Origin of the sequence: Bradyrhizobium arachidis (assembly GCF_024758505.1) — a bacterium.
GTDB classification, from domain to species: Bacteria; Pseudomonadota; Alphaproteobacteria; order Rhizobiales; family Xanthobacteraceae; genus Bradyrhizobium; species Bradyrhizobium manausense_C.
Genome location: NZ_CP077970.1, coordinates 2,558,307 through 2,583,375, shown reverse-complemented (window position 1 = coordinate 2,583,375; position 25,069 = coordinate 2,558,307). Strand labels below are relative to the sequence as shown.

20 protein-coding genes are annotated in these 25,069 nt (G+C 65.5%); 6 read left to right on the top strand and 14 right to left on the bottom strand.

What is annotated here, in order from left to right; genetic code table 11:
• Window positions 1-62 precede the first annotated feature (62 nt).
• Both KUF59_RS11415 and KUF59_RS11410 read left to right on the top strand, forming a co-directional pair.
• On the top strand, window positions 63-2,477 hold the full coding sequence (locus tag KUF59_RS11415) for a YadA family autotransporter adhesin (RefSeq protein WP_212457338.1): 2,415 nt from the start codon (window positions 63-65) through the stop codon (window positions 2,475-2,477).
• 3 nt (window positions 2,478-2,480) lie between these two features.
• Window positions 2,481-2,840 (top strand): hypothetical protein, encoded by a 360-nt coding sequence (locus KUF59_RS11410; RefSeq protein WP_212457339.1) that lies wholly within the window; start codon window positions 2,481-2,483, stop codon window positions 2,838-2,840.
• A gap of 86 nt (window positions 2,841-2,926) precedes the next feature.
• Here the strand turns inward: KUF59_RS11410 and KUF59_RS11405 are convergent, their stop codons facing one another.
• Window positions 2,927-3,097 (bottom strand): hypothetical protein, encoded by a 171-nt coding sequence (locus KUF59_RS11405; RefSeq protein WP_212457340.1) that lies wholly within the window; start codon window positions 3,095-3,097, stop codon window positions 2,927-2,929.
• A gap of 493 nt (window positions 3,098-3,590) precedes the next feature.
• Window positions 3,591-3,746: a Flp family type IVb pilin gene (locus KUF59_RS11400; RefSeq protein WP_408918115.1), complete on the bottom strand. Its 156-nt coding sequence runs from the start codon at window positions 3,744-3,746 to the stop codon at window positions 3,591-3,593.
• A 160-nt stretch (window positions 3,747-3,906) separates the two neighbouring features.
• On the opposite strand from KUF59_RS11400, the gene KUF59_RS11395 reads away from it, so the two are divergent.
• A complete protein-coding gene (locus tag KUF59_RS11395) occupies window positions 3,907-4,794 on the top strand; it encodes a 50S ribosomal protein L11 methyltransferase (RefSeq protein ID WP_212457342.1) in 888 nt (295 codons plus the stop codon).
• A gap of 17 nt (window positions 4,795-4,811) precedes the next feature.
• Here KUF59_RS11395 and KUF59_RS11390 read toward each other — a convergent pair whose 3' ends face one another.
• On the bottom strand, window positions 4,812-4,997 hold the full coding sequence (locus KUF59_RS11390) for a hypothetical protein (RefSeq protein ID WP_212457343.1): 186 nt from the start codon (window positions 4,995-4,997) through the stop codon (window positions 4,812-4,814).
• A 185-nt stretch (window positions 4,998-5,182) separates the two neighbouring features.
• Here KUF59_RS11390 and KUF59_RS11385 point away from each other — a divergent pair, with 185 nt between their 5' ends.
• Together KUF59_RS11385 and KUF59_RS11380 are read left to right on the top strand one after the other, a co-directional pair.
• Entirely contained in the window at window positions 5,183-7,009 is a 1,827-nt protein-coding gene (locus KUF59_RS11385; RefSeq protein ID WP_212457344.1) for an aminopeptidase P family protein, read from the top strand.
• 301 nt (window positions 7,010-7,310) lie between these two features.
• Window positions 7,311-8,591 carry a multidrug effflux MFS transporter gene (locus KUF59_RS11380; protein WP_212457345.1) on the top strand — a complete coding sequence of 427 codons (1,281 nt, stop codon included), beginning with the start codon at window positions 7,311-7,313 and terminating at the stop codon, window positions 8,589-8,591.
• A gap of 207 nt (window positions 8,592-8,798) precedes the next feature.
• On the opposite strand, the gene ligA is transcribed toward KUF59_RS11380, so the two are convergent.
• Window positions 8,799-10,949 (bottom strand): NAD-dependent DNA ligase LigA, encoded by a 2,151-nt coding sequence (gene ligA, locus KUF59_RS11375; protein WP_212457449.1) that lies wholly within the window; start codon window positions 10,947-10,949, stop codon window positions 8,799-8,801.
• A 142-nt stretch (window positions 10,950-11,091) separates the two neighbouring features.
• Between ligA and KUF59_RS11370 the strand changes: the two genes are divergently transcribed.
• Window positions 11,092-11,379, top strand: coding sequence for a GIY-YIG nuclease family protein (locus KUF59_RS11370; RefSeq protein ID WP_212457450.1), 288 nt, complete (start codon window positions 11,092-11,094; stop codon window positions 11,377-11,379).
• Window positions 11,380-11,488: 109 nt separating this feature from the next.
• Here KUF59_RS11370 and recN read toward each other — a convergent pair whose 3' ends face one another.
• The 10 genes from recN to murG all read right to left on the bottom strand — a co-directional run bounded on the left by recN (window position 11,489) and on the right by murG (window position 25,031).
• Window positions 11,489-13,162, bottom strand: coding sequence for a DNA repair protein RecN (gene recN, locus KUF59_RS11365; RefSeq protein ID WP_212457346.1), 1,674 nt, complete (start codon window positions 13,160-13,162; stop codon window positions 11,489-11,491).
• Window positions 13,163-13,186: 24 nt separating this feature from the next.
• On the bottom strand, window positions 13,187-14,080 hold the full coding sequence (locus KUF59_RS11360) for an outer membrane protein assembly factor BamD (RefSeq protein ID WP_212457347.1): 894 nt from the start codon (window positions 14,078-14,080) through the stop codon (window positions 13,187-13,189).
• A gap of 267 nt (window positions 14,081-14,347) precedes the next feature.
• Entirely contained in the window at window positions 14,348-15,310 is a 963-nt protein-coding gene (gene lpxC, locus KUF59_RS11355; protein ID WP_212457348.1) for a UDP-3-O-acyl-N-acetylglucosamine deacetylase, read from the bottom strand.
• A gap of 351 nt (window positions 15,311-15,661) precedes the next feature.
• A complete protein-coding gene (ftsZ, locus tag KUF59_RS11350; protein ID WP_212457349.1) occupies window positions 15,662-17,464 on the bottom strand; it encodes a cell division protein FtsZ in 1,803 nt (600 codons plus the stop codon).
• 87 nt (window positions 17,465-17,551) lie between these two features.
• The gene (ftsA, locus tag KUF59_RS11345; RefSeq protein ID WP_212457350.1) at window positions 17,552-18,871 is read right to left on the bottom strand and encodes a cell division protein FtsA; all 1,320 of its coding nucleotides are present in this window, start codon (window positions 18,869-18,871) and stop codon (window positions 17,552-17,554) included.
• Window positions 18,868-19,893 carry a cell division protein FtsQ/DivIB gene (locus KUF59_RS11340; RefSeq protein ID WP_212457351.1) on the bottom strand — a complete coding sequence of 342 codons (1,026 nt, stop codon included), beginning with the start codon at window positions 19,891-19,893 and terminating at the stop codon, window positions 18,868-18,870. Before KUF59_RS11340 ends, ftsA begins: the two co-directional genes overlap by 4 nt.
• A gap of 351 nt (window positions 19,894-20,244) precedes the next feature.
• On the bottom strand, window positions 20,245-21,231 hold the full coding sequence (locus KUF59_RS11335; protein ID WP_212457352.1) for a D-alanine--D-alanine ligase family protein: 987 nt from the start codon (window positions 21,229-21,231) through the stop codon (window positions 20,245-20,247).
• A gap of 140 nt (window positions 21,232-21,371) precedes the next feature.
• A complete protein-coding gene (gene murB / locus KUF59_RS11330) occupies window positions 21,372-22,292 on the bottom strand; it encodes a UDP-N-acetylmuramate dehydrogenase (RefSeq protein WP_212457353.1) in 921 nt (306 codons plus the stop codon).
• 5 nt (window positions 22,293-22,297) lie between these two features.
• Window positions 22,298-23,701 (bottom strand): UDP-N-acetylmuramate--L-alanine ligase, encoded by a 1,404-nt coding sequence (gene murC / locus KUF59_RS11325; RefSeq protein ID WP_212457354.1) that lies wholly within the window; start codon window positions 23,699-23,701, stop codon window positions 22,298-22,300.
• A 229-nt stretch (window positions 23,702-23,930) separates the two neighbouring features.
• Window positions 23,931-25,031 (bottom strand): undecaprenyldiphospho-muramoylpentapeptide beta-N-acetylglucosaminyltransferase, encoded by a 1,101-nt coding sequence (gene murG / locus KUF59_RS11320; RefSeq protein ID WP_212457355.1) that lies wholly within the window; start codon window positions 25,029-25,031, stop codon window positions 23,931-23,933.
• Window positions 25,032-25,069: the final 38 nt, after the last annotated feature.

Genomic DNA, 25,069 nt, shown 5'->3' with positions numbered 1-25,069 from the left:
AAACGCAGAAGCAACGAATGTTGCGGTTCTGCAACGTGCGGAATAAATCCCTAAACCGCTGATTGCGCGGGCACCGCTGCCGCAGGACAATGCCGGGATGTAGGCCTGTCGCGGACAGCGTGCTGCCGCGCAGCCTTTTATTTGATTTCTTGCACACTGCTGCCGTTGGTTGGGGGACATTCATGTTGAGAGTTGGCAAGCGTGACTCGCGTCATGGGGATTCGAACCTCCCATTCGGACACATCGGCGGCGCAATGCGCACGAGGCAAAATCGGGCCTTGCTTATCGGCCTGACGGTGATCGCGATGACGTTCGGCCTGCTGGTGCCGCGCGCGGCCCAGGCGCAGTTCGTCTGCAATCAAAACGGAACGGCGGGTCTGGGCGGTGGCGGCAGCGCGGCGACCTCCGCCAACGACATGGCCTGCGGCCTCGGCAACAGCGCCAGCGGCGGTACCAGCGTTGCTGTCGGCGTCAGCAACTCGGCTTCCGGCGCGAACAGCGTCGCGCTTGGCCTCAGCAGCACTGCGAGCGGCGGCGGCAGCATCGCGGCCGGCGAACAATCCACCGCGAGTGGCGCTGGCGGCGCAGCCTATGGATCCTTCAGCTCGGCAAGTGGAGCATCGAGCTCGGCCTACGGCTTCAACAGCACGGCCATTGGAAATTTCGGCTCGGCCTACGGTGTCAACAGCGCGGCCTCAGGCACCAGTTCGGCGGCGTTTGGGGTCGGCGCTCAGGCAGCCGGCGACTTCAGCGTCGCCTCCGGCCACAACAGCAACGCGAGCGGCTTCAGCAGCACGGCAGTCGGCGACCTCGCCACGGCGAGTTCTCTCGGCGCCACCGCGATCGGCACGGGCGCGCTGGCCAGCAGCCTCGATCCGACCCAGACGTATTCAACCGCAATCGGCGCCAACGCCCAGGCCCAAGGCAGCAAATCCATCGCCATCGGCGGCGACAGCGCCGGCAACAGCGCCCTTGCCAGTGGCCCCAGCGCGATCGCAATCGGCTCCGGCTCCAGTGCCACCAGTCTCAATTCGATCGCTCTCGGCGCAGGTGCGCAGGCAAGCAACCTCGACACTTTGGCATTCGGCGCCGCCAGCAACGCGTCCGGCATCGCTGCCATGGCTTTTGGGATCAACAGTCAGGCTACCGCCACTGCTGCGTCGGCGTATGGGTTCAGCAGCACGGCGACCGCCTCCGGTGCGTCGGCGTATGGGGTCAACAGCGCAGCGTCCGGCTTCAATGCGTCGGCGGTTGGGACGGGAAGCACGGCGAGCGGAACCAACAGCGTCGCCTTGGGCTTCTCCAGCAGTGCGAGCGGCAACGACAGCACCGCCGCCGGCAATCAGTCCGTCGCGAGTGGCATCTCCAGTTCGGCCTATGGGTCCATGAGCACAGCGATCGGCCTCAACAGCTCGGCCTACGGCTTCCTCAGTTCGGCGGCGGGAACATCAAGCTCGGCCTTCGGCGCCGCCAGCACCGCAGGCAATACAAGTGCCTCGGCATTCGGCAACAACAGCCTGGCGTCCGGGATCTCCAGCACCGCCGTCGGTGCGGCGGCCAACGCGAACGGTGCCTTCAGCTCGGCATTCGGCACCAATGCCAAGGCGAGCGGAGCGAACTCAATCGCGATCGGCGGCAATGTGACAAATGGCGCCGGCAACGCCGCCTTTGCCAGCGCCAGCAACGCGATCGCGATCGGCAACGGCGCTCAGGCTACCAACACCAACGCCATCGCGCAGGGTTTTGGTGCCCAGGCCACCGGCGTCAATTCGATTGCAGTCGGCACCAACGCGATCGCGACCGGCTCGATCGCGGTGGGCAACACCGCCTCGGCTTCGAACGGCGGATCGGCGTTCGGTGATTTCGCCAATGCCACCTGCCCGGGCTGCGTCGCAAACGTGTCTTCGTCGACGGCGATCGGCAATTCCGCGAGTGCCACCACGGTCAATGCAGTGGCGGTCGGCCAGAGCGCCAACGTGCAGGCGGCGAACGGCACGGCCATTGGCGCTAACGCCGTCGTGCAGGCGGCAGCCACCAATTCGGTGGCGATCGGACAAGGCTCGGTAGCGAGCGCGCCCAACACCGTGTCGTTCGGCTCGGCCGGCAACGAACGGCGCGTCAGCAATGTGGCGGCCGGCATCGCGCCGACCGATGCCGTGAATGTGAGCCAGCTTTCCGGCATCGCCACCGGCGTCCAGACGCAGATCTCCAGCCTGCAAAATCAGATCAGCACCAACCTCGTTCAGGCCAACGCCGGCACGGCACTGGCGCTCGCTGCCACCGGGCTGCGTTACGACGACCGCCCGGGCAAGGTCTCGATGGCCGGCGGCGTCGGCAGCTACAAAGGCCAGACCGGCCTCGCGCTAGGTGTCGGATATGCCCATGACAACCGGCTGCGCTTCAACGTGTCGGTGTCGGGTGTCGCGAGCCAGAATGATTATGGCGTGACGGGTGGCGCGTCCTGGACGCTGAACTGAGCGGTGGCCATTGCGATCGCGAGCGCCGGCGCGACGGATGAAGGAAGCAGCGTGACGAGGCTGATGACGTTATCTTTCGCCGTTGGCCTGACCGCCACCGCGAGCGATGCCTTTGCCCAGCAACCCCTGAGCTGGGATAACATGCCGCGCATGCACCTGGAGCGGCAATTTGCCGGCCCGCTGCAAGACACGATCGTGCAGCGCTGGCGCGACCCGATAGACGGAACGGTCTGCTACATCTACCTGCCGATCAGCGCCGAACATTCGCAGCCGACGCCAGGCGGCTTCGTGCGGTATGGCGCCAACACGATCGGCACGATCAGTTGTCACCCCGCCGCATTTCCCTCCGCCAACCGGCCGTAAAAAATTAGCGATCGGGCCAAGTCCTGTTCGGATAGGCAACGGCCCGCCCTGCGGGTTGCGCGGGACGGGCCGTCATGTCGTCAAGTTCAGACCGCGTCGCAGGATTCGACCGGCAGCGAACGCAAATCCATCTCCATCATCATCGCGAGCGGCGAAAGCGTCTCCACCGCCGCATGTTTCGGCGTGCTGGCCGAGAGCGCACCGGCGAAGGTTCCGAGAATGCAAACACAGGCAATAATCAAAATGAACTTGGTCATTTGACCTCCCCTTGTTTTTTGGTAGCGGCCATCATCGCGCACGGCGCTTAAGGCCCGGTTCCATACTGGGCGCGATCTGTCGGCGGGGTGAATCCACGATGAATCCACTGCGAGAGCGACCGAGAATTAACCGGCCGCGAACGAGCTGCCTGTGGATCGCGGCAGCGAGCCTGTGGAGAAAGGTGAGGATGTACTGTGGACAAGCCGGTGATCAGCGACCGGAGACGCAAGGATGCTGAACGGTGAGCTTCGCGGCTGACGAATTTGACGCGAGCGCTGTGGCCTGCCGTTTCTCTCCACTGGACAACCTGTGGAGAACTGGGTCCTAAGCTTGTGAATAAGCCTGTGGACCCGGGCTGAAGACCTGGTTGAAAGCCGGTGGACGCGCGGCCACCAAAAACGACTTGGCCCGCGAGGGGATCGCTCCCCCGCGGGCGCAGCCAAAATAGCCATCTATGAAGAGAACGGGCCCCCCGCCGGGACGGGGGCGAAATTACTTCAAGGAGCTGCTAATCGAACCGAACTTGTCATTCAGGGTGGTGCCGAGGCTGTTGACCACGGTAATGATCGCCAGCGCAATGCCGGCGGCAATCAGGCCGTATTCGATCGCGGTCGCGCCCGATTCATCCGACCAGAACTTCGTGAGCATGTTCTTCAAGATTCGCCTCCATTTCCAGGTTGTTTCCAACATCCGTGAATGTACGGAGCACAACCTGCAGTTAAGTTAATTCTAGAACCACAATTTTCTCGTTAGATTTGGGACAAAGGTTCCAAAAATTGAAGCCAAGAGCCGAGCCGGACCGCATCCAATGCCCCCCTCTCCCACCCATCGCGCGACCTTCTCGATCGGCGACGAAGCCGCAGCCAAGCGCGTCGTCGACGTGCTCACCGAGGTGTTCTTCGACGGCGACGCGGCGGTTGCCGCATTCGAGCAGCCGGACGGTCGCTGGGACGTCACCCTGCATTTCGCCGACGCGCCGGATCAGGCTTTTTTGCGGGAAATCGTAGCGAAAAATGCGAGCAGCGAGATCGCGGCGACGCTCACCTTCGACACCGTCGAGGCCAAGGATTGGGTCAAGGCGAGCCTCGAGGATCTCGTCCCCGTCCCCGCCGGACGCTTCGTCGTCCATGGCAGCCACGACCGTGCCCGCGTGCCCCACAACAAGCTCGGAATCGAGATCGAGGCGGCGCTGGCTTTCGGCACCGGACACCACGGCACGACGCGTGGCTGTTTACTTCTCCTTGACCATGTCCTGAAAGGCAGGCGTCCTGCGAACGTGCTCGACCTCGGCACCGGCACCGGCGTGCTGGCCATCGCCGCCGCCAAGGCGCTGCACCGCGCGGTGCTGGGCAGCGACATCGACGCACCGTCCGTGCGCGTGGCGCGCGAGAACGCCGCGCTCAACGGCGTGCGCAACGCCGTGCAGATGATCCGCGCCACCGGCTTTGCCGCGCCCGACTTCGCACGGCGTGGCCCGTTCGACCTGGTGCTGGCGAACATCCTCGCCAATCCCTTGCGGCAGTTGTCGGGCCCGATGGCGCAGCACCTGGCGCCGGGCGCCGAGGTGATCCTCTCGGGCCTCCTGACCCCGCAGGCCCCGGCCGTGATCGCGGCCTACCGCGCGCGCGGGCTCGTGCCGCTCAGGCATCTGCGGATCGAGGGGTGGAGCAGCCTGCTGCTGAAGAAAGTGAGTTAATCTGCCGATGTGGCGCGTTATTCCGCCGGCTTGTCGTCGCGGCGCGTGCTGCTGCCGCGCTCATCACGCAGGCTGCGCTTGGCGCGGCGCTCGGCGAAACGTTCGATCATCTGGCTGAGCATGCCGCGCGGCTTCTTGGGCGCGGCCTTGGCGGAGCCTGAACGGACCGGAGGCGAGATCTTTTCAAACGTGAACGCAGGCATCGTGTGTCCCCTCGCCGTTGAGATGAAACACTTGCTTGTATTTCCCTGTTATCCGGACACGGCTGGACGCCGCATCCGTATCCACTCAACGCGAATGGAATGAATTCAAGCACGGTCCATGCCAGATGCACTGCGATTGCGCCGACATTGCGGACTCATCCCCATGATCCTAAACTAGCCACAACATGTTCGATGCACACTTCCAGACATTCGAGGAGCCGGAGGCCGGCGTTGCGCTTACCGCGCGGCTCGCGGCGTTTCGCGAGGAGCTCGCCCGCCGCAAGCTGACCGGCTTCGTGATTCCACGCGCGGATCAGCAGCAAAACGAATATGTCGCGCCGTCCGAGGAGCGGCTGGCCTGGCTGACCGGCTTTACCGGCTCCGCGGGGCTCGCGGCCGTCCTGCCCCGGGAGGCGGCGGTGTTCGTCGACGGCCGTTATACGCTCCAGGCGGCGAAGCAAATCGACGGCAAGGCTTGGGCGGTTGAGTCGCTGATCGATCCGCCGCCGGAGAGCTGGTTGTCCGCACACCTCAAGCCCGGCGATCGCCTCGGTTTTGACCCGTGGCTGCACACTTCTTCGGCAGCCGAGCGTCTGGCTGCCGCCTGCGCCAAGGCGGGCGCGGAGCTGGTGGCGGTCGACAGCAACCCGGTCGATGCGGTGTGGCCGGACCGGCCGCCGGCCCCGATCGCACCGGTCGCCGTGCATGGCCTGCAATATGCCGGTATCGCCGAGCCCGAGAAGCTGAAGCAGATCAAGAGCGAGATCGAGCGGCTCGGCGTCGACGCGTTGGTGCTTTCGGACAGCCACGCAGTAGCCTGGACCTTCAACATTCGTGGCGGCGACGTCGCGCATACGCCGCTACCGCTGTCCTACGCGCTGGTGCCGAAAGACGGCCGGCCGACGGTCTTCATCGACAACCGAAAACTCTCCAACCTGACGCGCGACCATCTCGAGCAATCCGGCGACGTCCGCGAGCCCGATGCCTTGGCGCCGACGCTGATGGCGCTCGCCAAGAGCGGCGCTTCCATCGCACTCGACAACGCAACCGCGGCCGATGCGCTCAGCCGGCTGATTGCGAGTGCCGGCGGCAAGCCGGTGCGCGGCAGCGATCCGGTCGCGCTGCTCAAGGCCGTCAAGAACGCCACCGAGATATCTGGCACCAAGACCGCACATCAGCGCGATGCGGTGGCGCTGGCGCGCTTCCTCGCCTTCGTCGATCGCGAGGCGCCCTCGGGCAAGCTCACCGAGATCGACGCGGTGGAAGCGCTGGAAACGTTCCGCCGCAACACCGGCGCGCTCAAGGACGTCTCGTTCCCGACCATTTCAGGCACGGGGCCGAACGGCGCCATCGTGCACTACCGCGTCACGCGCAAAAGCAACCGGCGCATTGCCCGCGGCGACCTCCTGCTGATCGATTCCGGCGCGCAATATGAGGATGGCACCACTGACGTCACGCGCACCATGGCGGTCGGCGAGCCGACGGAGGAAATGCGCGACCGCTTCACCCGCGTGCTGCGTGGCCATATGGCGATCGCGCGCGCAGTCTTCCCGGACGGCACCACCGGCGCGCAGCTCGACACGCTGGCGCGGCAATTCTTGTGGGCCGCGGGCGTCGATTTCGAGCACGGCACCGGCCACGGCGTCGGCAGCTATCTCTCGGTGCATGAAGGCCCGGCGCGGATCTCGAAGCTCGGCACCACGCCGCTGAAGCGCGGCATGATCCTGTCCAACGAGCCCGGCTACTACAAGACCGACGGCTTTGGCATCCGCATCGAGAACCTCGAGCTCGTGGTTGCCGCCGACATTGCCGGCGCCGAGAAATCGATGAACGCGTTCGAGACGCTGACGCTCGCGCCGATCGACCGGCGGCTGATCGACGTCCGCATGTTGAGTACGGAGGAGCTCGACTGGGTCAACACCTATCACGCCCGCGTCAGGGCCGAGGTGCGGCCGGCGCTGGATGATGCGACCAGGGCGTGGCTCGATCAGGCGACTGCGGAGTTGAGGTAGCACGCATAGCGCTACGCGATCCGCGCAAGGCTCTCACTCCACCACTGCCGTCATGCCCCGCGACCCGGCTACGCCAAGGCTTCGCCGGGGCTTGCGGTCTCGGGGCGCCGAAGCTTTAGCGTAGGCGGCAGGCGGGGCATCCAGTATTCCAGAGGCGGTGCAAGGATACGGAGAAGCCGCAGCGTACTGGATCGCCCGGTCAAGCCGGTCGATGACACCTCCTGTGTTGAGAGCATCGCGCATAGCCGCATGCCGAAACGTCCGTATTCGCAGGCTTCGCGAAGCGGCTAGTGTCGATCGCATGCACGGCATGATGGGCAAGCCGCCGTCGACGGCCACGGAAAAGAGCATCGCGAGCTCGCGCGTGATGTTGCTGTTGCTCGTCTGCATGACGGGCGTCGCGCCCATCTCGCTCTACATGCTGGTTCCGGCGCTCCCCGTGCTGGCGACGACGTTCGGCAGCGACATCTCGGTCGCGCAGATGACGGTGTCGCTGTACATGGTCGGCATCGCCTGCTCGCAACTGATCATGGGTCCGCTGTCCGACAAATTCGGGCGGCGCCCGGTGCTGCTCGCCGGGCTCGCGTTGATGGTTGCGGCGAGCATCGCCTGCGTCTTCGCCGAGAGCCTGCCGCAACTGATCGCTGCACGCTTCTTCCAGGCGCTCGGCGGGGCCACCGGCATGGTGGTGAGCCGCGCCATCATCCGCGATCTCTACGAGCGTGAGCGCGTCGGCGCCATGATCAGCCTCGTCATCGCCGTCATGATGATCGCGCAGATGCTCTCGCCGCTGACCGGCGGCCTGATCGAAACCGCATTCGGCTGGCGCGCGATCTTCTATGCGATCACCGCAGGCTCGCTTGCGGTCGCGGTCGGCATCGCGCTGGCGCTGCCGGAGACGCGCCGCGACCGCGCGGCCGGCAGCGGCTTTCGCGGCGACGTCGGCAGCCTGATCAGGAACCGCGCCTTCGTCGGCTACGTGCTGTGCCAGGTACTGGCCTCGCAGATCATCTTCACTTTCGCCGGTGGCGGTCCGTACATCGTGGTAACGCAGATGGGCCGAACCACCGTCGAATACGGCGCGTGGTTTGCGACCAGCAGCCTCGCCTTTCTCGTCGGCAATCTGCTCTGCGTGCGCTTTGCGCCGCGTCACTCGCTGGAGAAGCTGATCTGGTTCGGTCTCGCATTGCAGCTTGGCGGCAGCCTGTTCAACCTGACTTGGAGTCTGACGGGACTGAACGCTGCTCCTGGCTGGCTGTTCGGCACCCAGATGATCGTGATGGCCGGCAACGCCATCGTGATGGCGAATTCCGCGGCCGGCGCCATCAGCGTCCGTCCCGAAGCCGCCGGCACCGCCTCCGGCGCCATGGGCTTTCTGCAACAGGGCCTCGGCGCGCTGATGTCGCAGTTCGGCGCCTATCTCGGCGGCCACTCCACGACGACACTGCCCCTGACCTCGGCGATAACTGCCATCTCGCTCCTCTGCGCCGCCGTGATGATCTTCGTCGTCCCGCGCCGCGAGGTGGTGGTGAGCGAAGAGCTGATCGAGCAGGCGGAGGAGGAAGAGAGCGGGATGTTGTGAGCGGCGTCTCCCAATTTCGGGGGCATGCCCAAGGCCCGTACCAAACTATCGAAACAACCCCATGCACAGTAGCCCGTGATTTCCGGCATGACGCGGGGGTGGATTGTACGAAGGCATTGATACGGCGGCGCAAATCAGGAGCGCGGCGCCATTGTCGCTCCGAGGGGATGCCGGGGAGGACCAAGGAGCGAGAGGCGCGAACGCGCCTCACTCCCCGATCAGCTTCAGCCACTCATCCTCGGTCAGCACCTTGACGCCATGCTTGTTGGCATCCGCAAGTTTTGAGCCGGCACCCGGGCCCGCGACGACCAGGTCCGTCTTCTTCGACACCGAGCCCGAAACCTTGGCGCCGAGCCGTTCGGCCGTGGCCTTTGCCTCATCGCGTGTCATCTTCTCAAGTGAGCCCGTGAACACGACCGTCTTGCCGGCGACGGCCGAATTGCTCTTCGGCTTCTCGGCGTCGACGATCTCGTCGAGCTCCTTCACCAGCCGTTCGACAATGCCGCGGTTGTGGCTCTCGCCAAAATAGTCGGCGATGCTCTTGATCACGGTGTCGCCGATCTGGTCCAGCGCGTCCATCTCGGCGATGGCCTCCTCGTCGCCCTTCGCGACCTTGAGGCAGGCATCGTGGAAGGCGTCCCAGGAGCCGTAGCCGCGGGCGAGCGCCAGCGCGGTGGTCTCGCCGACATGGCGCATGCCGAGCGCGTAGACGAAACGTTCGAGCGCGATCTTGCGCCGGCTCTCGATCGCAGCAAACAGATTGCGCACCGAGGTTTCGCCATAGCCCTCGATCTCTTCCAGCTTCAGCTTGGCGTTGCGCTTCTGCAGCGTAAAGATATCGGCGGGCTCTTTCACAAAACCTTCGTCGAAGAAATACTGGAGCTGCTTCTCGCCGAGCCCGTCGATGTCGAAGGCGCGCCGCGACACGAACAACTTCAAGTGCTCGGTCTTCTGATAGGGACAAGCGAATTCGCCGGTACAGCGGGCGCGCGAACCTTCCTCGCCGGCCGCCGTCTCCTCGCGCACCACGTCGGTGTGCAGCGGGCACGGGCACTTCTTCGGAAATTGGAATTCCTTCGCGCCTTTCGGCCGCTTGTCCATCACGACGTCGACCACCTGCGGAATGACGTCGCCGGCGCGCTGGATCACGACGGTGTCGCCGATCCTGATGTCGCGGCCCTCGCGCAGCTCCTCGCCCTTGTTGCCGATGCCGCGGATGTAGTCTTCGTTGTGCAGCGTCACGTTCTGCACGATCACGCCGCCGACGCCGACCGGCTCGAGCTTGCCGACCGGCGTGAACGAGCCGGTGCGGCCGACCTGGATCTCGATGTCGCGCAGCACCGTCATGGCCCGCTCGGCCGGGAATTTGTGCGCGATGCCCCAGCGCGGCGTGCGCGAGACGAAGCCGAGCCGTTCCTGCCAGTCGATGCGGTCGACCTTGTAGACGACGCCGTCGATGTCGTAGTCGAGCGTGGCGCGTTGCTCTTCGATCTTGTGGTGGAACGCGAGCAGTTCTTCGATCGAGTGACAGAGCCTTGTCAGCGGATTGGTGGTGAAGCCGCAGCGCTCGAACCAACCGATCATGCCGCTCTGTGTGCCCTCGGGCATCTCGCTCATCTCGCCCCAGGCGTAGGCAAAGAAGCCGAGCGGGCGCGAGGCGGTGATGGTCGGATCCTTCTGCCGCAAGGAGCCAGCGGCCGAGTTGCGCGGGTTGGCGAAGATCGTGCTGCCTTCAGCCTTCTGCCGCTCGTTGAGCGCGAGAAAGGCCTTCTTGGTCATGTAGACCTCGCCGCGCACTTCGCAGATGTCGGGGACGTTGCGGCCTTTCAGCTTCTGCGGCACGTCTTCGAGGGTGCGAATGTTGGCAGTGACGTCCTCGCCTTCCGCGCCGTCGCCGCGGGTGGCGGCCGTTACCAGCTCGCCGCCCTCGTAACGCAGCGACATCGACAGGCCGTCGATCTTCGGCTCGGCGGAGAAATTGATCTTGTCGTCGTCGAGCTTCAGGAAGCGCACGATGCGGCCGACGAAATCCCGCACGTCCTCTTCGGCAAACGCGTTGTCGAGCGACAGCATGGGAATGGCGTGCCGCACCTTCTTGAAGCGGCCGGACGGCGCAGCGCCGACCTTCTGCGACGGCGACTCCGCACTGACCAAGTCGGGAAAGCGCTTTTCGATCGCGTTGAAGCGCTGGCGCAGCGCGTCATACTCCGCATCGGTCACGGTCGGCGCGTCGTCCTGATAGTAGCGCTTGTCGTGGCCTTCGAGCTCCAGCGCGAGCCTCATATGCTCGACCTTGGCCTGCGCCTTGGTGAGGCCGGCGACATCGGGAAGCGGTCTGGATTTTGCTGCTCTTGCCATCATACTGAAGGTTCTAGCTCGTCGTTCCGGGATGGTCCTCCGGGCCGCGCAAGCGCGGCCCGGAGGACTAGACCCGGAACCTCGAGATTCCGGGTTCGCACTTCGTGCGCCCCGGAATGACAAAATGAGGGGGCTAAGGATCGTGGCGTACTACGTCTACATTCTAGCAAGCCGACGAGACGGAGCAATCTATGTCGGTATCACCAATGACCTCGTGCGGCGCGTTTACGAGCACCGAATCAAGGCCGTCCCGGGCTTCACGGCCAAATACAACATTGCGCGGCTGGTGTGGTTCGAGACCTATGACGATCCAATCTCCGCGATCTCGCGCGAGAAGGAGCTGAAGAAGTGGAAGCGGGCTTGGAAGGCCGCGTTGATCGAAAAGGACAACCCGAACTGGGACGATCTCTACGAATCGATCTGCAACTAGCACCGTCATTCCGGGGCGGCTCGAAGAGCCGAACCCCAATTCGCAATTGCGAATTGTGGAATCTCGAGATTCCGGGTTCGATGCTTCGCATCGCCCCGGAATGACGGTGTCAAGCCGTCGCAGCCCTCAGCAACCGTTCCGCCGCAGCCCTCGCCTCCGCAGTAATCTCCGCGCCCGCGAGCATCCGCGCGATTTCCTCGCGGCGGTGATCGGCGGCGAGTGCGTTGACGCGGGTGGCGACGCGCTTGCCCTTGTCGAGGGCGTCCTTGGAGATCAGCAGATGCTGGTCGGCGCGGGCGGCGACCTGCGGGGCGTGGGTCACGGCCATCACCTGGACCTTGCCGGCAAGGCGCGCCAGCCGTCCGCCGATCGCATCGGCCACGGCGCCGCCCACGCCGGTGTCGATTTCGTCGAACACCAGCGTCGGCGCGGAGCCGCGGTCGGACAGCACGACCTTCAGCGCGAGCAGGAAACGCGACAGCTCGCCGCCGGAGGCGACCTTCATCATCGGACCCGGCTTGGTACCCGGGTTGGTCTGCACCCAGAACTCGACGCGATCAAAGCCCTGCGGCCCCGGCGCGGTCTCGTCGGTATCGACCTGCGTCATGAATTTTGCGCGCTCGAGCTTGAGCGGGGCAAGCTCGGCATTGACCGCCTTGTTGAGCTTCTCCGCCGATTTCTGCCGCCCCGCCGACAGCTTCTTCGCGGCAGCGCCGTACCGCGCATCCGCCTCGATGGCGGCCCGCTCCAGCTTCTTCAACTGCTCGGCGCCGGCATCGATCAGCCGGACATCGGCGGCGTATTTGGCGGCAAGCGCGGCCAGCCCATCGACCGGCGTCGAATATTTGCGGGAGGCCGCGCGCAACGCGAACAGGCGCTCCTCGATGCGTTCGAGCTCGGCGGGATCGAAATCGGTGGCGGCGAGCGCGGCCTGGAGATGCTGGTCGGCCTCCTCCAGCGCGTTGATCGCGGCATCGATCGCCTTCACGGCAGGCTCGACGAGGGCCGGCGAATTGACGCCGCGGCGTTCCAGCCGCCGCACCGCTGCGGAGAGCGCCGCGACCGGCGAATGGTGGCCGCCGACCGCCTCCTGCGCCTCGCGCAGATCGGAGGCGATCTTCTCGCCCTGCATCATCGTGGTGCGACGCGAGGCGAGCGCGGTCTCCTCGCCGTCCTTGGGCGCGAGCTGCTTCAACTCGTCCGAGGCATGGCGAAGATAGTCGGCCTCGCGCGCGGCGCGTTCCATGCCGGCGCGATGCTCCTCGAGCGCGGTGTTCGCCGTCCGGCGCGCCTCCCAGAGGTCCTCAACCGCGGCGACGTCCTTTTCGAGGCCCGCAAAGGCGTCGAGCAGGCGGCGGTGAGTGGAGGCATCGACCAGCGCGCGTTCGTCATGCTGGCCGTGGATCTCGACGAGGGCGGTACCGACCGCCTTCAACGTCTGCACGCTGATCGACTGGTCGTTGATGAAGGCGCGGGTGCGGCCGTCGGCGAGCTGCACCCGGCGCAGAATCATCTCTCCGGTATCGTCCAGCCCGTTCTCGGCGAGGATCTTGATCGCCGGATGGGCCTTGGGCACGTCGAACACGGCGGTGACCTGCCCCTGCTCCACGCCATGGCGCACGAGGCCCGCGTCGCCGCGGCCGCCGAGCGCCAGCGCAAAGGCATCAAGCAGGATGGATTTTCCCGCGCCGGTCTCGCCGGTCAAAACCGCAAGCCCGCGGGCGAATTCGATATCGAGCCGTTCGATCAGGACGATGTCACGGATCGACAGACGCGCCAGCATGGAACCAAATTTCCTAGCCGAGACCTAGAGGCCCATCTTCTTGAAGGCCCTGCTCATCCAGGAACCCTGATTCTCGCTCGGCTCGAGACCGCCGGATTTTACAAGATTATAGGCGTCCTTGTACCAGCGGCTGTCAGGAAAATTGTGGCCAAGCACCGCAGCCGCGGTCTGGGCCTCACCGACGATGCCGATCGTCATATAGGACTCGGTCAGCCGGAACAGCGCCTCTTCGACGTGGCGGGTGGTCTGATACTGCGTGACCACGGCCTTGTAGCGATTGATGGCGGCCGTGTAGTCCTTCTTCTGCATGTAGTAGCGGCCGACATTCATCTCGCGGCCGGCGAGCTGGTCGCGCGCGCCCTCGATCTTGGCCTTGGCGGAGGTGGCGTATTCCGAGTTCGGATATTTGCGTACCACTTCCTCGAGCGAGGCGATCGCCTTCTCGGTCCGGCCCTGGTCGCGGCTGATGTCCGGGATCTGGTCGTAGTGGGAGGCCGCGATCAGGTACTGCGCGTAGGCGGCGTCCGGGCTGCCCGGATGCAGCGTCACGTAGCGCGTCGCAGCGCCGATGCAGCCGTCATAGTCGCCGCCCTGATAGGACGCATAGGCGGACATCAGAAGCGATTTGCGGGCCCAGTCCGAATAGGGATGCTGACGATCGACCTCTTCGAACTTCTTGTTGGCCGCCTTCATGTCCTTCTTTTCGTTCATGAGGTACAAGCCCTCATTGTAGAGCTTGTCGGCGGGCACCTCGACGAAGGTGTCGTCCTTGGCGGTGAACTTGTCCCAGAGTTCGCCGGTGCCGCAGCCGCCCAGCGGCAGCGCGAACACGAACAGAGCAGCCGCCTGCAGCAGCCGCCGAGCCGAAGCCTTGGCTAGCTCCTTGGAGAGTTCGCGCGTCATACGCTGTGCCGACATGAGTTTAAGACCTGACGCCCTGTGATGCGGTGCCCGCCCCTTATGACCCCCGGTCATGGACGCGAGAATATCCCGTGCAAAATCACCGAGCCGCGGCGCGCTGCCTGCGACGAGGCCGGTGTATCCAAAAAACAATCGTTAACCAGTGGGATAGGCAGGCATTTCGCCCGGATTAAGGCGGCAGCAGGCAGATGCTAGCCAATCATGGTTACCAAGAGTTTCGCATGTGGCCAAAGCAGGCCCGAAACGGCCCGCGACAACAGGTCCTTAGGACACGTCCGGGCCGTAGGCGGCGGCGATTCGGCCGCCGACGATGCCGCTGCCGACCTCGGCCACGGGCCGCGCGGGCCGGCGGACCGGCTCGCCCTCGACCACCCGCCAGGCGGTGCGGTCGGCGAGCAGCGCGGTCAGGACGGCATGGTTGAGCTTGTGGCCGCCGCGAACCGAACGATAGGTGCCGAGCAGCGGCAGGCCGGCCAGCGCCAGATCGCCCACCGCGTCCAGCACCTTGTGGCGGGCGCATTCGTCGGCGAAGCGCAGGCCTTCGGGATTGAGCAGCCGCTCGTCGTCGAAGACAGCGGTGTTCTCGAAGGAGGCGCCGAGCGCAAAGCCCGCGCCCCACAGGCGCGCCACATCGGCCATCAGGCCGAAGGTCCGGGCGCGAGAGACCTCGCGGCGGAACCGCTCCGGGCTCAGGTCGAACGTATAGCTCTGCTTGCCGATGACGGGATTGGTGAAGTCGATCTCGACCTCGGCGCGGAAGCCGTTGGCGTTGGGCTTGAGCTCGCCGAAGGAGTCGCCGATCGCAACCGAGATCGGCTTCAAAACCTGGATGAACCGGCGCTGCGCCGATTGGCTGACGATGCCGGCCTGGTCGATCGCCGCGACGAAGGCCGCCGCGCTGCCGTCCATGATCGGAACTTCCGGGCCGTCGATTTCAATGGTGGCGTTGTCCACGCCCATGCCGCGCAACGCAGCGAGCACGTGCTCCGCGGTAGAGACCAGCGGGCCGGCGCTATCGCCCAGCACGGTCGCGAATTCGGTCGAGATCACCTGCTCGGCGGTTGCCTGCACCTCACGGTCACAGCCATCGAGACCGGTGCGGACAAAAATAAAACCTGCATCGATTGGTGCAGGCCCCAAGGTCAGAGTGACGGGGAGACCGGAATGAACGCCGACGCCAGCCACACTGGCCTGCGCGCGAAGCGTTGTTTGCCGGCTGAATTTCATCAGGAACTGCCCCACTACGACTTATACAGGACTCAACTAACCGACCGAGATCGCCCGTTCGAATCTCTGTATCCCCAAGTCACGGCAGACCATAGTCACTGCCCCAAACAGCGCCAACTCACGCTTTTTTACCGATTGTTACCCCAACTCTGCCGCATTCGCGCCAAGGCTTAACCAAATTGCGCCGCGGTCGAGGCGGTTTTTGGTAACTTTATTCCACCACCAAGCCCATAATTAATCGTTTAAAATCAGTTGGTTGGAGCAACGATCCGGGATTGTACGGGGGCAAAAGAAAAGGTCCCGACGATCGTCTCGCCGGGACCTTATCCACAACCGCAATTGTAACAATCGTCAGGTCGCCTGCCGCCGCAGGAAGGCCGGGATATCAAGATGGTCGTCACCCTGTGGCGTCGGCGCAACAGGTGCGGGACGGCCGTGGGCGTCCAAGCCTTGCGGCGCGGGCCGGCGAGCATACTCTGATACCGGATCGTGCGCTGCGATCTGCTGGGCGACGGAGCGCTGCGGCTTGCGGTCGGGCAGCGGCGGCATCGCGGGACCCGCAGCGCGGGCTGCGATCGGCGCCTCATGCTCCTCGTCGCGGCGGCCGAGGCCGACATTGGCGAGCCGCTGCAGCAGCGACAGGCGCTTCTGCGGGGTCTCCTCCTCCGTCTCACCGCGGGCCTGGCGGATCTCGGCCTGGGCCGTCATCGGCAGGTCCTCGAAATTCGGCATCCGCGGCGCGCGTACCGGCGGGCGATCAGGCTGCGGCGGGATGAAGGTTTCGGGCATCATCGGCTCGTTCATCGCCACCGGCGCTGCTTCCGGTTCCGGGAACAGCGTGGGCTTCTGCGCGATCGGACGCACGGTGACGTCGCCATAGGAGGCGGGCTGCAACGGCGCGTGCGCCTGCGGCACGTCGGGGGCAACGGCCGCGGCAATCGCCGCCAGCGCGGCACGCTCGACGTTGGCGCGCGGCGCCGCAACCGGGGCGGCAGCGACCGGCGCGAGCGCGGCAGGAGCCCCCTGCGCTTCCAGCTTCTGGGCGCGCTCGGCGAGACGCTGATTGTCGGCACGCAGGCGTGCGGTGAGATCGGCAAGGCGGGTTTCCGCGACCGCGGCGGGAGCCTGCGGCGGGGCCGCGACGGCAGCCACCGGCGTGCTGGTCGCCTGGCTGTTGCGGGCGATCGCAGCCTGCTCGATGCCGGTCGCCACGACCGAGACGCGGATCAGGCCGTCGAGCGCCTCGTCGAACGTCGCGCCGACGATGATGTTGGCGTCCTGGTCGACTTCCTCGCGGATGCGGGTCGCGGCTTCGTCGACCTCGAACAGGGTGAGATCCTTGCCGCCGGTGATCGAGATCAGCAGGCCCTTGGCGCCCTTCATCGAGCTATCGTCGATCAGCGGGTTGGCGATCGCAGCCTCTGCTGCGGTCAGCGCGCGCTTGTCGCCGGAGGCTTCGCCCGTGCCCATCATCGCCTTGCCCATCTCGCGCATGACGGCGCGGACGTCGGCGAAGTCGAGGTTGATGAGGCCTTCCTTGACCATCAGGTCGGTGATGCAGGCGACGCCCGAATAGAGCACCTGGTCCGCCATCGCGAAGGCGTCGGCGAAGGTGGTCTTCTCGTTCGCGACCCGGAACAGGTTCTGGTTCGGGATGATCAGCAGCGTGTCGACGACCTTGTGCAGCTCGTTGATGCCGGCCTCGGCGGTGCGCATGCGGCGGCCGCCTTCGAAGTGGAAGGGCTTGGTCACGACGCCGACGGTGAGGATGCCCATCTCGCGCGCGGTCTTGGCGATGACGGGAGCAGCACCGGTGCCGGTGCCGCCGCCCATGCCGGCGGTGACGAACACCATGTTGGCGCCCGAGAGATGATCGCGCAGCTCGTCGATGACCTCTTCGGCCGCCGCTGCGCCGACGTTCGGCTGCGAGCCGGCGCCCAGCCCTTGCGTCACCGCCGTGCCCATCTGCACGATGCGCTGCGCCTTCGACATCGTCAGCGCCTGCGCGTCGGTGTTGGCGACCACGAAGTCGACGCCCTGCAGGCCCGCCGTGATCATGTTGTTGACGGCGTTGCCGCCGGCGCCGCCGACGCCAAATACGGTGATCCGCGGCTTCAATTCGTGAATGTCAGGAACATTGATGCTGATGGTCATGGTTGCCTCTCGATCACGCGCGCGTGGTTTCGCCCCGGCCGGCGGCCGCGGGAGTTGGTGAAATTCGGGGATTGCGGAAATGAGTCATCAAAAGCCCTCGCGAAGCCATCGTCCGACCTTTCCGAAATAGCCGCCGGTCCCTGTCTTGACCTGCCGCGTATGCCGCGGTTCGACATGTTCGAGGTGAACATATTGCGGGTAGACAAGGAGTCCGGCGGGCACCGCGAAGGCGGCGTTCTTCGCCTCATTGGGCAAACGGCCGAAGCCGAGCGGACGTCCGATCCGCACAGGCCGGCCGAGAATTTGCGTTCCGAGTTCGACGAGCCCGGTGAGCTGCGAGGCGCCGCCTGAGAGCACGACGCGGCCCTTGGGCTCGGCCGCGAAGGGCGAGTCCTTCAGGCGGTCGCGCACCATTTCGAAGATTTCCTCGGCGCGGTGCTTGACGATGTTGGCGATGGTGGCACGCGACACGATCTGCGGAAGATCCTGCTCGTCGCCCGCAGTCGGCACCGACATCAGCTCGCGCGAGTCGGAGCCGCCGGTGATCACCGTGCCGTACAGCGTCTTGATGCGCTCGGCGTCCGCAATGGTGGCGGACAGGCCGCGCGCGAGATCCATCGTGATGTGCTGGCCGCCGACGGCAAAGCCCGAGGCGTGGACGAACCGGCCGGCGGAGTAGATCGCCATCGTCGTGGTGCCCGCGCCCATCTCGACGACGGCGGCGCCGAGATCGGCTTCGTCGTCGGTGAGCACCGAGAGGCCCGCGACATAAGGGCTCGCGGCCATCGCTTCGACGTTGAGGTGGCAGCGCTCCACCGCCAGCATCAAATTGCGCGCGACCGTCGCATCGCAGGTGACGACGTTCATGTCGACGCCGAACTGGCGCGCGACCATGCCGCGGGGATCGCGGATGCCCTTGACGCCGTCGAGCGTGTAGCCGACCGGCAGTGCATGCAGCACGGTGCGGCCTTCGCCGGTGGCGTGGTGCATGCCGGTGGAGGTGACGCGGGAGACGTCGGCCGGCGTCACGGCGCCGCCGCGGATGTCGGCAGCGGCCTCGACGAGCTGGCCCGCAAGCCTGCCGCCGGAGACCGACAGCAGCACGGATTCGACCCGCACCTTGGCCATCTTCTCGGCAAGACCAACGGCCTGGCGCACTGCCTGCTCGCATTGGGCGAGATCGATCACCGCGCCGCCCTTCATGCCGCGCGACTGGATCTGGCTGTAGCCGATCAACTCGACCGCATGGGTACGGCCGCGCAACGCCTCGCTCGGCTGCGACGGTTTCAGCCGCGCGATCATGCAGGCGATCTTGCTGGTGCCGATGTCGAGACACGCGACGAGGCCGCCGCGCTTATGCGGCATCTGGCGCGTCTTCGGGGTCTGGTTGCGATCGAGGCCGGTCATGCGGGTTCACCGGACTTCTTCTTGGACTTCTTGTCCTTGAACAGCTCTTCGCGGGCCTTGGCCGCCTCGTCGGACAATTGCACCACCAGGCGATCCGGCAGGCGCATGTCGACCGCGATGATGTCGCGGGAGAACAGCCTTTCGTCCTTGTCGAGCTTGGAGAGCGCAGCGAGCGCGTTGCCGACGTCCTGCTCCGGCAGGCGGACGTCGAGCCCGTCCTTGAGCCTCAGATTCCAGCGCCGCTCGCCGATCAGGATCGCGGCCTTGGTCACCGACTGCACCTGCGGATAGCGCGCCAGTAGCGCCAGGAAATCGCGCGCGCGGGTATCGGCGCCCTTGCCGACCACGAGCGGCAGGTTGAGGAAACGGCGCGAGACATAGGGTTCGAGCACGGCGCCGTCGTCGGCGATGACGGAGAGCCGGCCGGCCGCCTGCCACAGCGCGAATGCCGTGCGCTCGGTGATGTCGATCTGGAGCTGGCCCGGATAGAGTTTCAGCACGGTGGCGTCCGCGATCCAGGGATTGGCCTTGAGGCGATCGCGAACGCCGTCGGCATCGAGGAACAGCAGCGAGGAGCGGCCGCTGACGCCGCCGATCGCGAGGATCTCGTCCTGCGTCAGCTGCTTGCGGCCGTTGATCGCAACCGTGGTGATGCGAAAACCCGCGGAATTGGCCAGCGCGTTGCGGGCGTCGCTGACGGCTACGATGAAATCCTGGAGATGGCCGCCCTTGACGACGCCAAAACCGGCGCTCGCGACGAGCAGGAGCAACGTCATGCTGATGCCGACGCGGCGCGGCAGATAGCGCTCGACCAGCGCGACGACACGCGGCGGCGGCTCACGCTCGGGAACGGCCTTTGCCCTGCTCTTGGCCTTGCTCTCGGCGCGGGCGCGTGTCTCGTCACGCTTCTGTTCGAACCACTCGCGCAGAAGCACGACCGCTCCAATAGCGGCCGCCTTCAGATCAGCTTGGGGCCTCAGCGATCGCTGTGCCGATCGAACGAGGCTGCCTTCACCATCCATTGCACGAGCTCGTCAACAGTTTGCCCGCGAAATCGCGCGGGGTCTGGCGCCCATGACGTCTTGGACTTGCCGGGCCGGGTCCTGGTCTTCAGCAGAAGAAGCCTCTCCCCTTCAACGGGCGCAGGGTTTGCCGCGGGAACATCCGCGACAGCTCACGCGCCGGCAGCCAAAACGCCATATGCGCCGCCAGCGTTAACCTTCGGACTTCCTGGTAAACAAAAGGTAAACTTCGTTAACGGCCGGCGCTTTTTGCCCCGTGCTGTGAGGTATTTATGCCGCAATCCCCGGCATTTTACCGGTTTTGGTTCCAAAACGGGCTGTTTCGCGCGTCCGGCCGTTAACCACCGCCAACTATTTCCGCGCCCGCCGCCCCGCCAGCACGATCAGGTCGCGCAGGAAGTCGACGAATTCGATCCCCTCCGCCTTCAGCGCCTTGGGGTAGAGCGAGGATTTCGTGAGTCCTGGCAAGGTGTTGGTCTCGAGATAGACGAGGCCCTTGGCGGAGACGATGAAGTCCGAGCGCGAATAGCCGGTGCAGGACATCGCGCGATGCGCGCGCATCGCTTGTTCCTGCAGCGCCGCGGTCACATCAGGCGAGAACCGGCCGGGGCAGATCTCCTGCGTCGACTTCAACAGGTATTTCGCGGCGTAGTCAAAGTTGCCCTCGCCCGGAATGATCTCGATCGGCGGCAGCGACATCATCGAGCCGTCGGACCGTTCCAGCACGCCGCAGGTCGCCTCCACGCCCGCGATGAAGGGCTCGATGACATACTCTTCGAGTTTTGCGGCGTTGCGGACCGCGACGAGATCCTGCTTGGCGTTGACGAAGATCAGGCCGTAGCTCGATCCGTCGCGTGCCGGTTTTGCGATCAGGCGACCGTACTCGGCGAAGGCGTCGTCGAGATTTTCCAGCGCGATGTTGTCCGGCGGCGTCACGCCGCCGAGCGCGACAAAACGTTTGGCGGCAATCTTGTCGAAGGCGAGATGCGACGAGGCGGAGCCGGAGCCCGTGAAAGGAACGCCGCGCGATTCGCACATCACCTGCAATTCGCCGTTCTCGGCGCGACCACCATGCAGCCCCAGCACCAGCACGCGGTCTTCGTCCCTGGCCTGGTCGAGCGCCTGCGCGAGCGGTTTGCCGCGCGTGCCCGGCTCGAACTCGTCCTCGAACGGGCGGGCATGCTCGAGAAGCTGTTTTGACTTGATGACATGGACGTTGTGCTCGACGTCCCAGAACCAGAGGTCTGCCTCGGGCAGCGCCTGATGCAGCGCCTGCGCTGACGCGACCGAGACCAGACGCTCCTTGTTGGAGCCGCCGAAGAGAATGGTGATGCGCATGCTTCGCTGCCTCGCCTTCCGTCATTCCGGGATGGTCCGAAGGACCAGACCCGGAATCTCGAGATTCTCAGATGCACAATTGCGCATCGTAGTTGCGCTTCGCGCCCCCCATTGCGCAATTGCGCAATGTGGAATGACAATCAAATGGGAATCCCGATCCGCTTGATTTCCCAGTGCAGTTCAATTCCGGAATTCGCCTTCACGCGCTCGCGCACCGTCTCGCCCAATGTCTCGATGTCGTGGCCGGTGGCCTCGCCCGTGTTGATCAGGAAATTGCAGTGCATCTCCGACACCTGCGCGCCGCCGACGCGCAGGCCGCGGCAGCCGGCGGCATCGATCAATTTCCAGGCGCTGTTGCCGGGCGGGTTCTTGAAGGTCGAGCCGCCGGTCTTCTCGCGGATCGGCTGCGCGGTCTCGCGATGGCTTTGCACCTCGGCCATCCGCGCGCGGATCGCCTCCCCATCCCTGATCGCCCCGCGAAACCGCGCTGAGGTGAAGATGATGGAGGGATCGACGCCGCTGTTGCGGTAGACGAACTTCATCTCCGCGTTTGAGAAGATGTGCTTGCTGCCGTCGCGGCCGATTCCGGTCGCCTCGATCAGCACGTCCTTGGTCTCGCCGCCATTGGCGCCGGCATTCATGCGCAGCGCACCGCCGATCGTACCGGGAATGCCGAAGAAGAATTCGAGCCCGCCGATATTGGCGCTCGCCGCGACCTCCGCCACGCGCTTGTCGAGCGCGGCAGCCCCTGCCGCCACGACATCGCCGCTTGCGCTTGCATCGCCAAAGGCGCGCGGCGACAGGCGGATCACCACGCCCGCAATGCCGCCGTCGCGCACGATGAGGTTGGAGCCGACGCCGACGACATAGACGGGGATATCGGGCGCAAGATGCGCGAGGAAGTAAGCGAGATCGTCTTCGTCCGCCGGCGTGAACAGCACCTGTGCCGGCCCGCCGACGCGAAACCAGGTCAGCTCCGCCAGCGACTGGTTTGCAAGCAACCGCCCGCGCAGATCGGGCATCGCGGCTTTGAGCTCGGGCGTGATGTCGGGAAAGCTCACCGCCCTCATCCCAGCGCCTTCAATTCGCCGGGCAGCGCGTAGGCCCATTGCGTGATGTTGCCGGCACCCAGGCACACGACGAGATCGCCTGACTTCGCGAGGCCCTTGACGATGCCGGCGAGCTCCGACGACTGCGGCAGCGGGACCACCTCGCGATGGCCGTGCGCGCGCAGGCCGGCGACGAAGTGATCGCGGTCGATGCCTTCGATCGGCGTTTCGCCCGCGGCATAGACTTCCGCGACGACGACCGCATCCGCGTCGTTGAAGCAGGTGCAGAATTCCTCGAACAGCGATTGCAGGCGGGTGAAGCGATGCGGCTGCACGACGGCGATGATCTTGCCGTTGCTGGATTCCCGCGCCGCCTTCAATACGGCCGCGATCTCGACAGGGTGATGGCCGTAGTCGTCGATGACAGTGACGCCGTTCCACTCGCCGGTCTTGGTGAAGCGGCGCTTGACGCCGCCAAAGCCCGCGAGCGATTTTCGGATCGCCTCGTCTGACACGCCGAGCTCATGCGCGACCGCAATCGCCGCCGTCGCGTTCGAGGCGTTGTGGCGTCCGGGCATCGGCAGCATGAGGTCTGCGATCTCGTGCATCCGGCCGGTCTTGCGATCGCGGATCGCGACCTTGAACTTCGATCCGCCGCCCATCGGCGTGAGGTCGAGCAGCCGCGCATCGGCCTGCGGGTTCTCGCCATAGGTGATGATGCGGCGGTCCTCGATCTTCCCGACCAGGGTCTGCACGGTCGGATGATCGATGCACATCACGGCAAAGCCGTAGAACGGCAGGTTCTCGACGAACAGTCGGAACGCGTCCTGCACGGCTTCGAACGTCTTGAAGTGGTCGAGATGCTCGGGGTCGACATTGGTGACAACAGCGACATCAGTCGGCAGCTTCAAAAACGTACCGTCGCTCTCGTCCGCCTCCACCACCATCCAGTCGCCGGCCCCTAACCGCGCGTTGGAGCCATAGGCGTTGATGATGCCGCCATTGATCACCGTCGGATCGAGCCCGCCGGCATCGAGCAGCGTTGCGACCATCGTCGTCGTGGTGGTCTTGCCGTGCGTGCCGGCGATCGCGACGCAACTATTGAGCCGCATCAGCTCGGCCAGCATCTCGGCGCGGCGCACCACCGGAATGCGCCGTTCGCGCGCAGCCATCAATTCCGGATTGTCGCGCTTGATCGCGGAGGACACCACGACGACGTCGGCGCCGTCGACATTCTCCGCTTTGTGGCCAACCGAAACTTTTGCGCCCTTCTTGCGCAGGCGATCGAGGTTGTAGTTGTCGGAGGCATCCGAGCCCTGCACGGTGTAGCCGAGATTGGCCAGCACCTCGGCGATGCCGCTCATGCCGATGCCGCCGATCCCGACGAAGTGGATGGGTCCGATCTCGCGCGGCAGTCTCATGCTCTATCCCGTCGTTCCGGTGTCATGCCCGGGCATAAGCGCGAAGCGCGTCCTAGCGCAAGGCGCCCCGGGCATCCACGAATCCCAGCGTCCTTCTTGCAAGACGTGGATGCATAGGCACTCGGTATACCGAGTGCCGTCATTTTTTAAAGAACCAAGTCGGATAAATCCGACTTGGTGTGACAAGCCCGGCCATGACGGCAAAAGTGCGGAATTTGCGGGTTTCGCGTCAGATTCCCGCGACTTTGACCACCAGATCGGCCAGACGCTCGGCGGCATCCAGCCGACCGGCGCTGCGGGCGGCCTCCGCCATCGCGGCGAGGCGCGCCGGCTCGGCGGCCAATGTGGAAATCTCGGCGGCCAACCGGTCGGAGCTGAACTCGGTCTGCGGTATCCGCAGCGCGCCGCCCACCTGCGACAGCACGCCGGCATTGGCGAACTGGTCCTGGTCGATCGCGCCCGGCAGCGGCACCAGGATGGAGGGCCGGCCGATGGCGGCGAGCTCGGCGACCGTGCCGGCGCCGGAGCGCGACACCACCAGATGGTTCGAAGCGAGCCGCGCCGGCAGATCGGTGAAGAACGGCGCAAGCTCGGCCTTGATCTTGAGCTTGTCGTAGACGGCGCGGACGCGCGTCATGTCCTCCTCGCGCACCTGCTGGGTCAGGACCAGCCGGCTCCACAGCACTGGCTCGAGGCGTTCGATCGCGCCTGGCACGATGTCGGCCATGATGCGCGCGCCCTGGCTGCCGCCGACGACGAGGAGCCGGAACGGCCCGCCGGTCTCGGGCGCCGCGTACTTCACCGCAGCCGCGGCTAGGATCGCGGGCCGCATCGGCGTGCCGACCGTCGTGGTCTTGCCGGCCAAGGCGGGATCGCGATCGAGCACGCCCGGCAAGGAGGTCGCGATGGCGCGCACATGGCGCGACAGGAAGCGATTGGCGCGACCGAGCACCGCGTTCGCATCGTGGATGATACCGGGCACCCCGGCGAGCCGCGCCGCGATCAACGGAGGCAGGGTCGGATAGCCGCCAAAACCGATCACCGCCACCGGCTTCAGGCGGCGCATCAGGTTGAACGCGGACAAGGTGCCGGTGGCAAGCGTAAGGGCGGCATGCGCAAGCTGAAGCGGGTTACGGCCGCGCGCCGTCTCGCTTGCCACGACGTCGATCATGTCCTTTGTGAACAGTCCGCTGTATTTGAGCGCACGCTCGTCCGTCACCAGCCGCACGCGAAAGCCGCGGCGGATCAATTCGACGCCGAGCGCCTCGGCCGGAAACAGATGGCCGCCGGTGCCGCCCGCGGCGAGAAGAATCAAGGGGGATGTGTCCATGGCGGGGCCCCTTTTACAGGGTATCCCCCGTCATTGCG

Coding starts and splice junctions, on each gene's coding strand:
- KUF59_RS11385 (WP_212457344.1), top strand. CDS start 5,183: ATGTTCGATGCACACTTCCAGACATTCGAGGAGCCGGAGGCCGGCGTT.
- murG (WP_212457355.1), bottom strand. CDS start 25,031: ATGGACACATCCCCCTTGATTCTTCTCGCCGCGGGCGGCACCGGCGGC.
- KUF59_RS11380 (WP_212457345.1), top strand. CDS start 7,311: ATGCACGGCATGATGGGCAAGCCGCCGTCGACGGCCACGGAAAAGAGC.
- lpxC (WP_212457348.1), bottom strand. CDS start 15,310: ATGAAATTCAGCCGGCAAACAACGCTTCGCGCGCAGGCCAGTGTGGCT.
- KUF59_RS11395 (WP_212457342.1), top strand. CDS start 3,907: ATGCCCCCCTCTCCCACCCATCGCGCGACCTTCTCGATCGGCGACGAA.
- KUF59_RS11400 (WP_408918115.1), bottom strand. CDS start 3,746: ATGCTCACGAAGTTCTGGTCGGATGAATCGGGCGCGACCGCGATCGAA.
- KUF59_RS11405 (WP_212457340.1), bottom strand. CDS start 3,097: ATGACCAAGTTCATTTTGATTATTGCCTGTGTTTGCATTCTCGGAACC.
- ftsZ (WP_212457349.1), bottom strand. CDS start 17,464: ATGACCATCAGCATCAATGTTCCTGACATTCACGAATTGAAGCCGCGG.
- KUF59_RS11390 (WP_212457343.1), bottom strand. CDS start 4,997: ATGCCTGCGTTCACGTTTGAAAAGATCTCGCCTCCGGTCCGTTCAGGC.
- KUF59_RS11360 (WP_212457347.1), bottom strand. CDS start 14,080: ATGTCGGCACAGCGTATGACGCGCGAACTCTCCAAGGAGCTAGCCAAG.
- ftsA (WP_212457350.1), bottom strand. CDS start 18,871: ATGACCGGCCTCGATCGCAACCAGACCCCGAAGACGCGCCAGATGCCG.
- KUF59_RS11340 (WP_212457351.1), bottom strand. CDS start 19,893: ATGGATGGTGAAGGCAGCCTCGTTCGATCGGCACAGCGATCGCTGAGG.
- murC (WP_212457354.1), bottom strand. CDS start 23,701: ATGAGACTGCCGCGCGAGATCGGACCCATCCACTTCGTCGGGATCGGC.
- recN (WP_212457346.1), bottom strand. CDS start 13,162: ATGCTGGCGCGTCTGTCGATCCGTGACATCGTCCTGATCGAACGGCTC.
- ligA (WP_212457449.1), bottom strand. CDS start 10,949: ATGGCAAGAGCAGCAAAATCCAGACCGCTTCCCGATGTCGCCGGCCTC.
- KUF59_RS11335 (WP_212457352.1), bottom strand. CDS start 21,231: ATGCGCATCACCATTCTCTTCGGCGGCTCCAACAAGGAGCGTCTGGTC.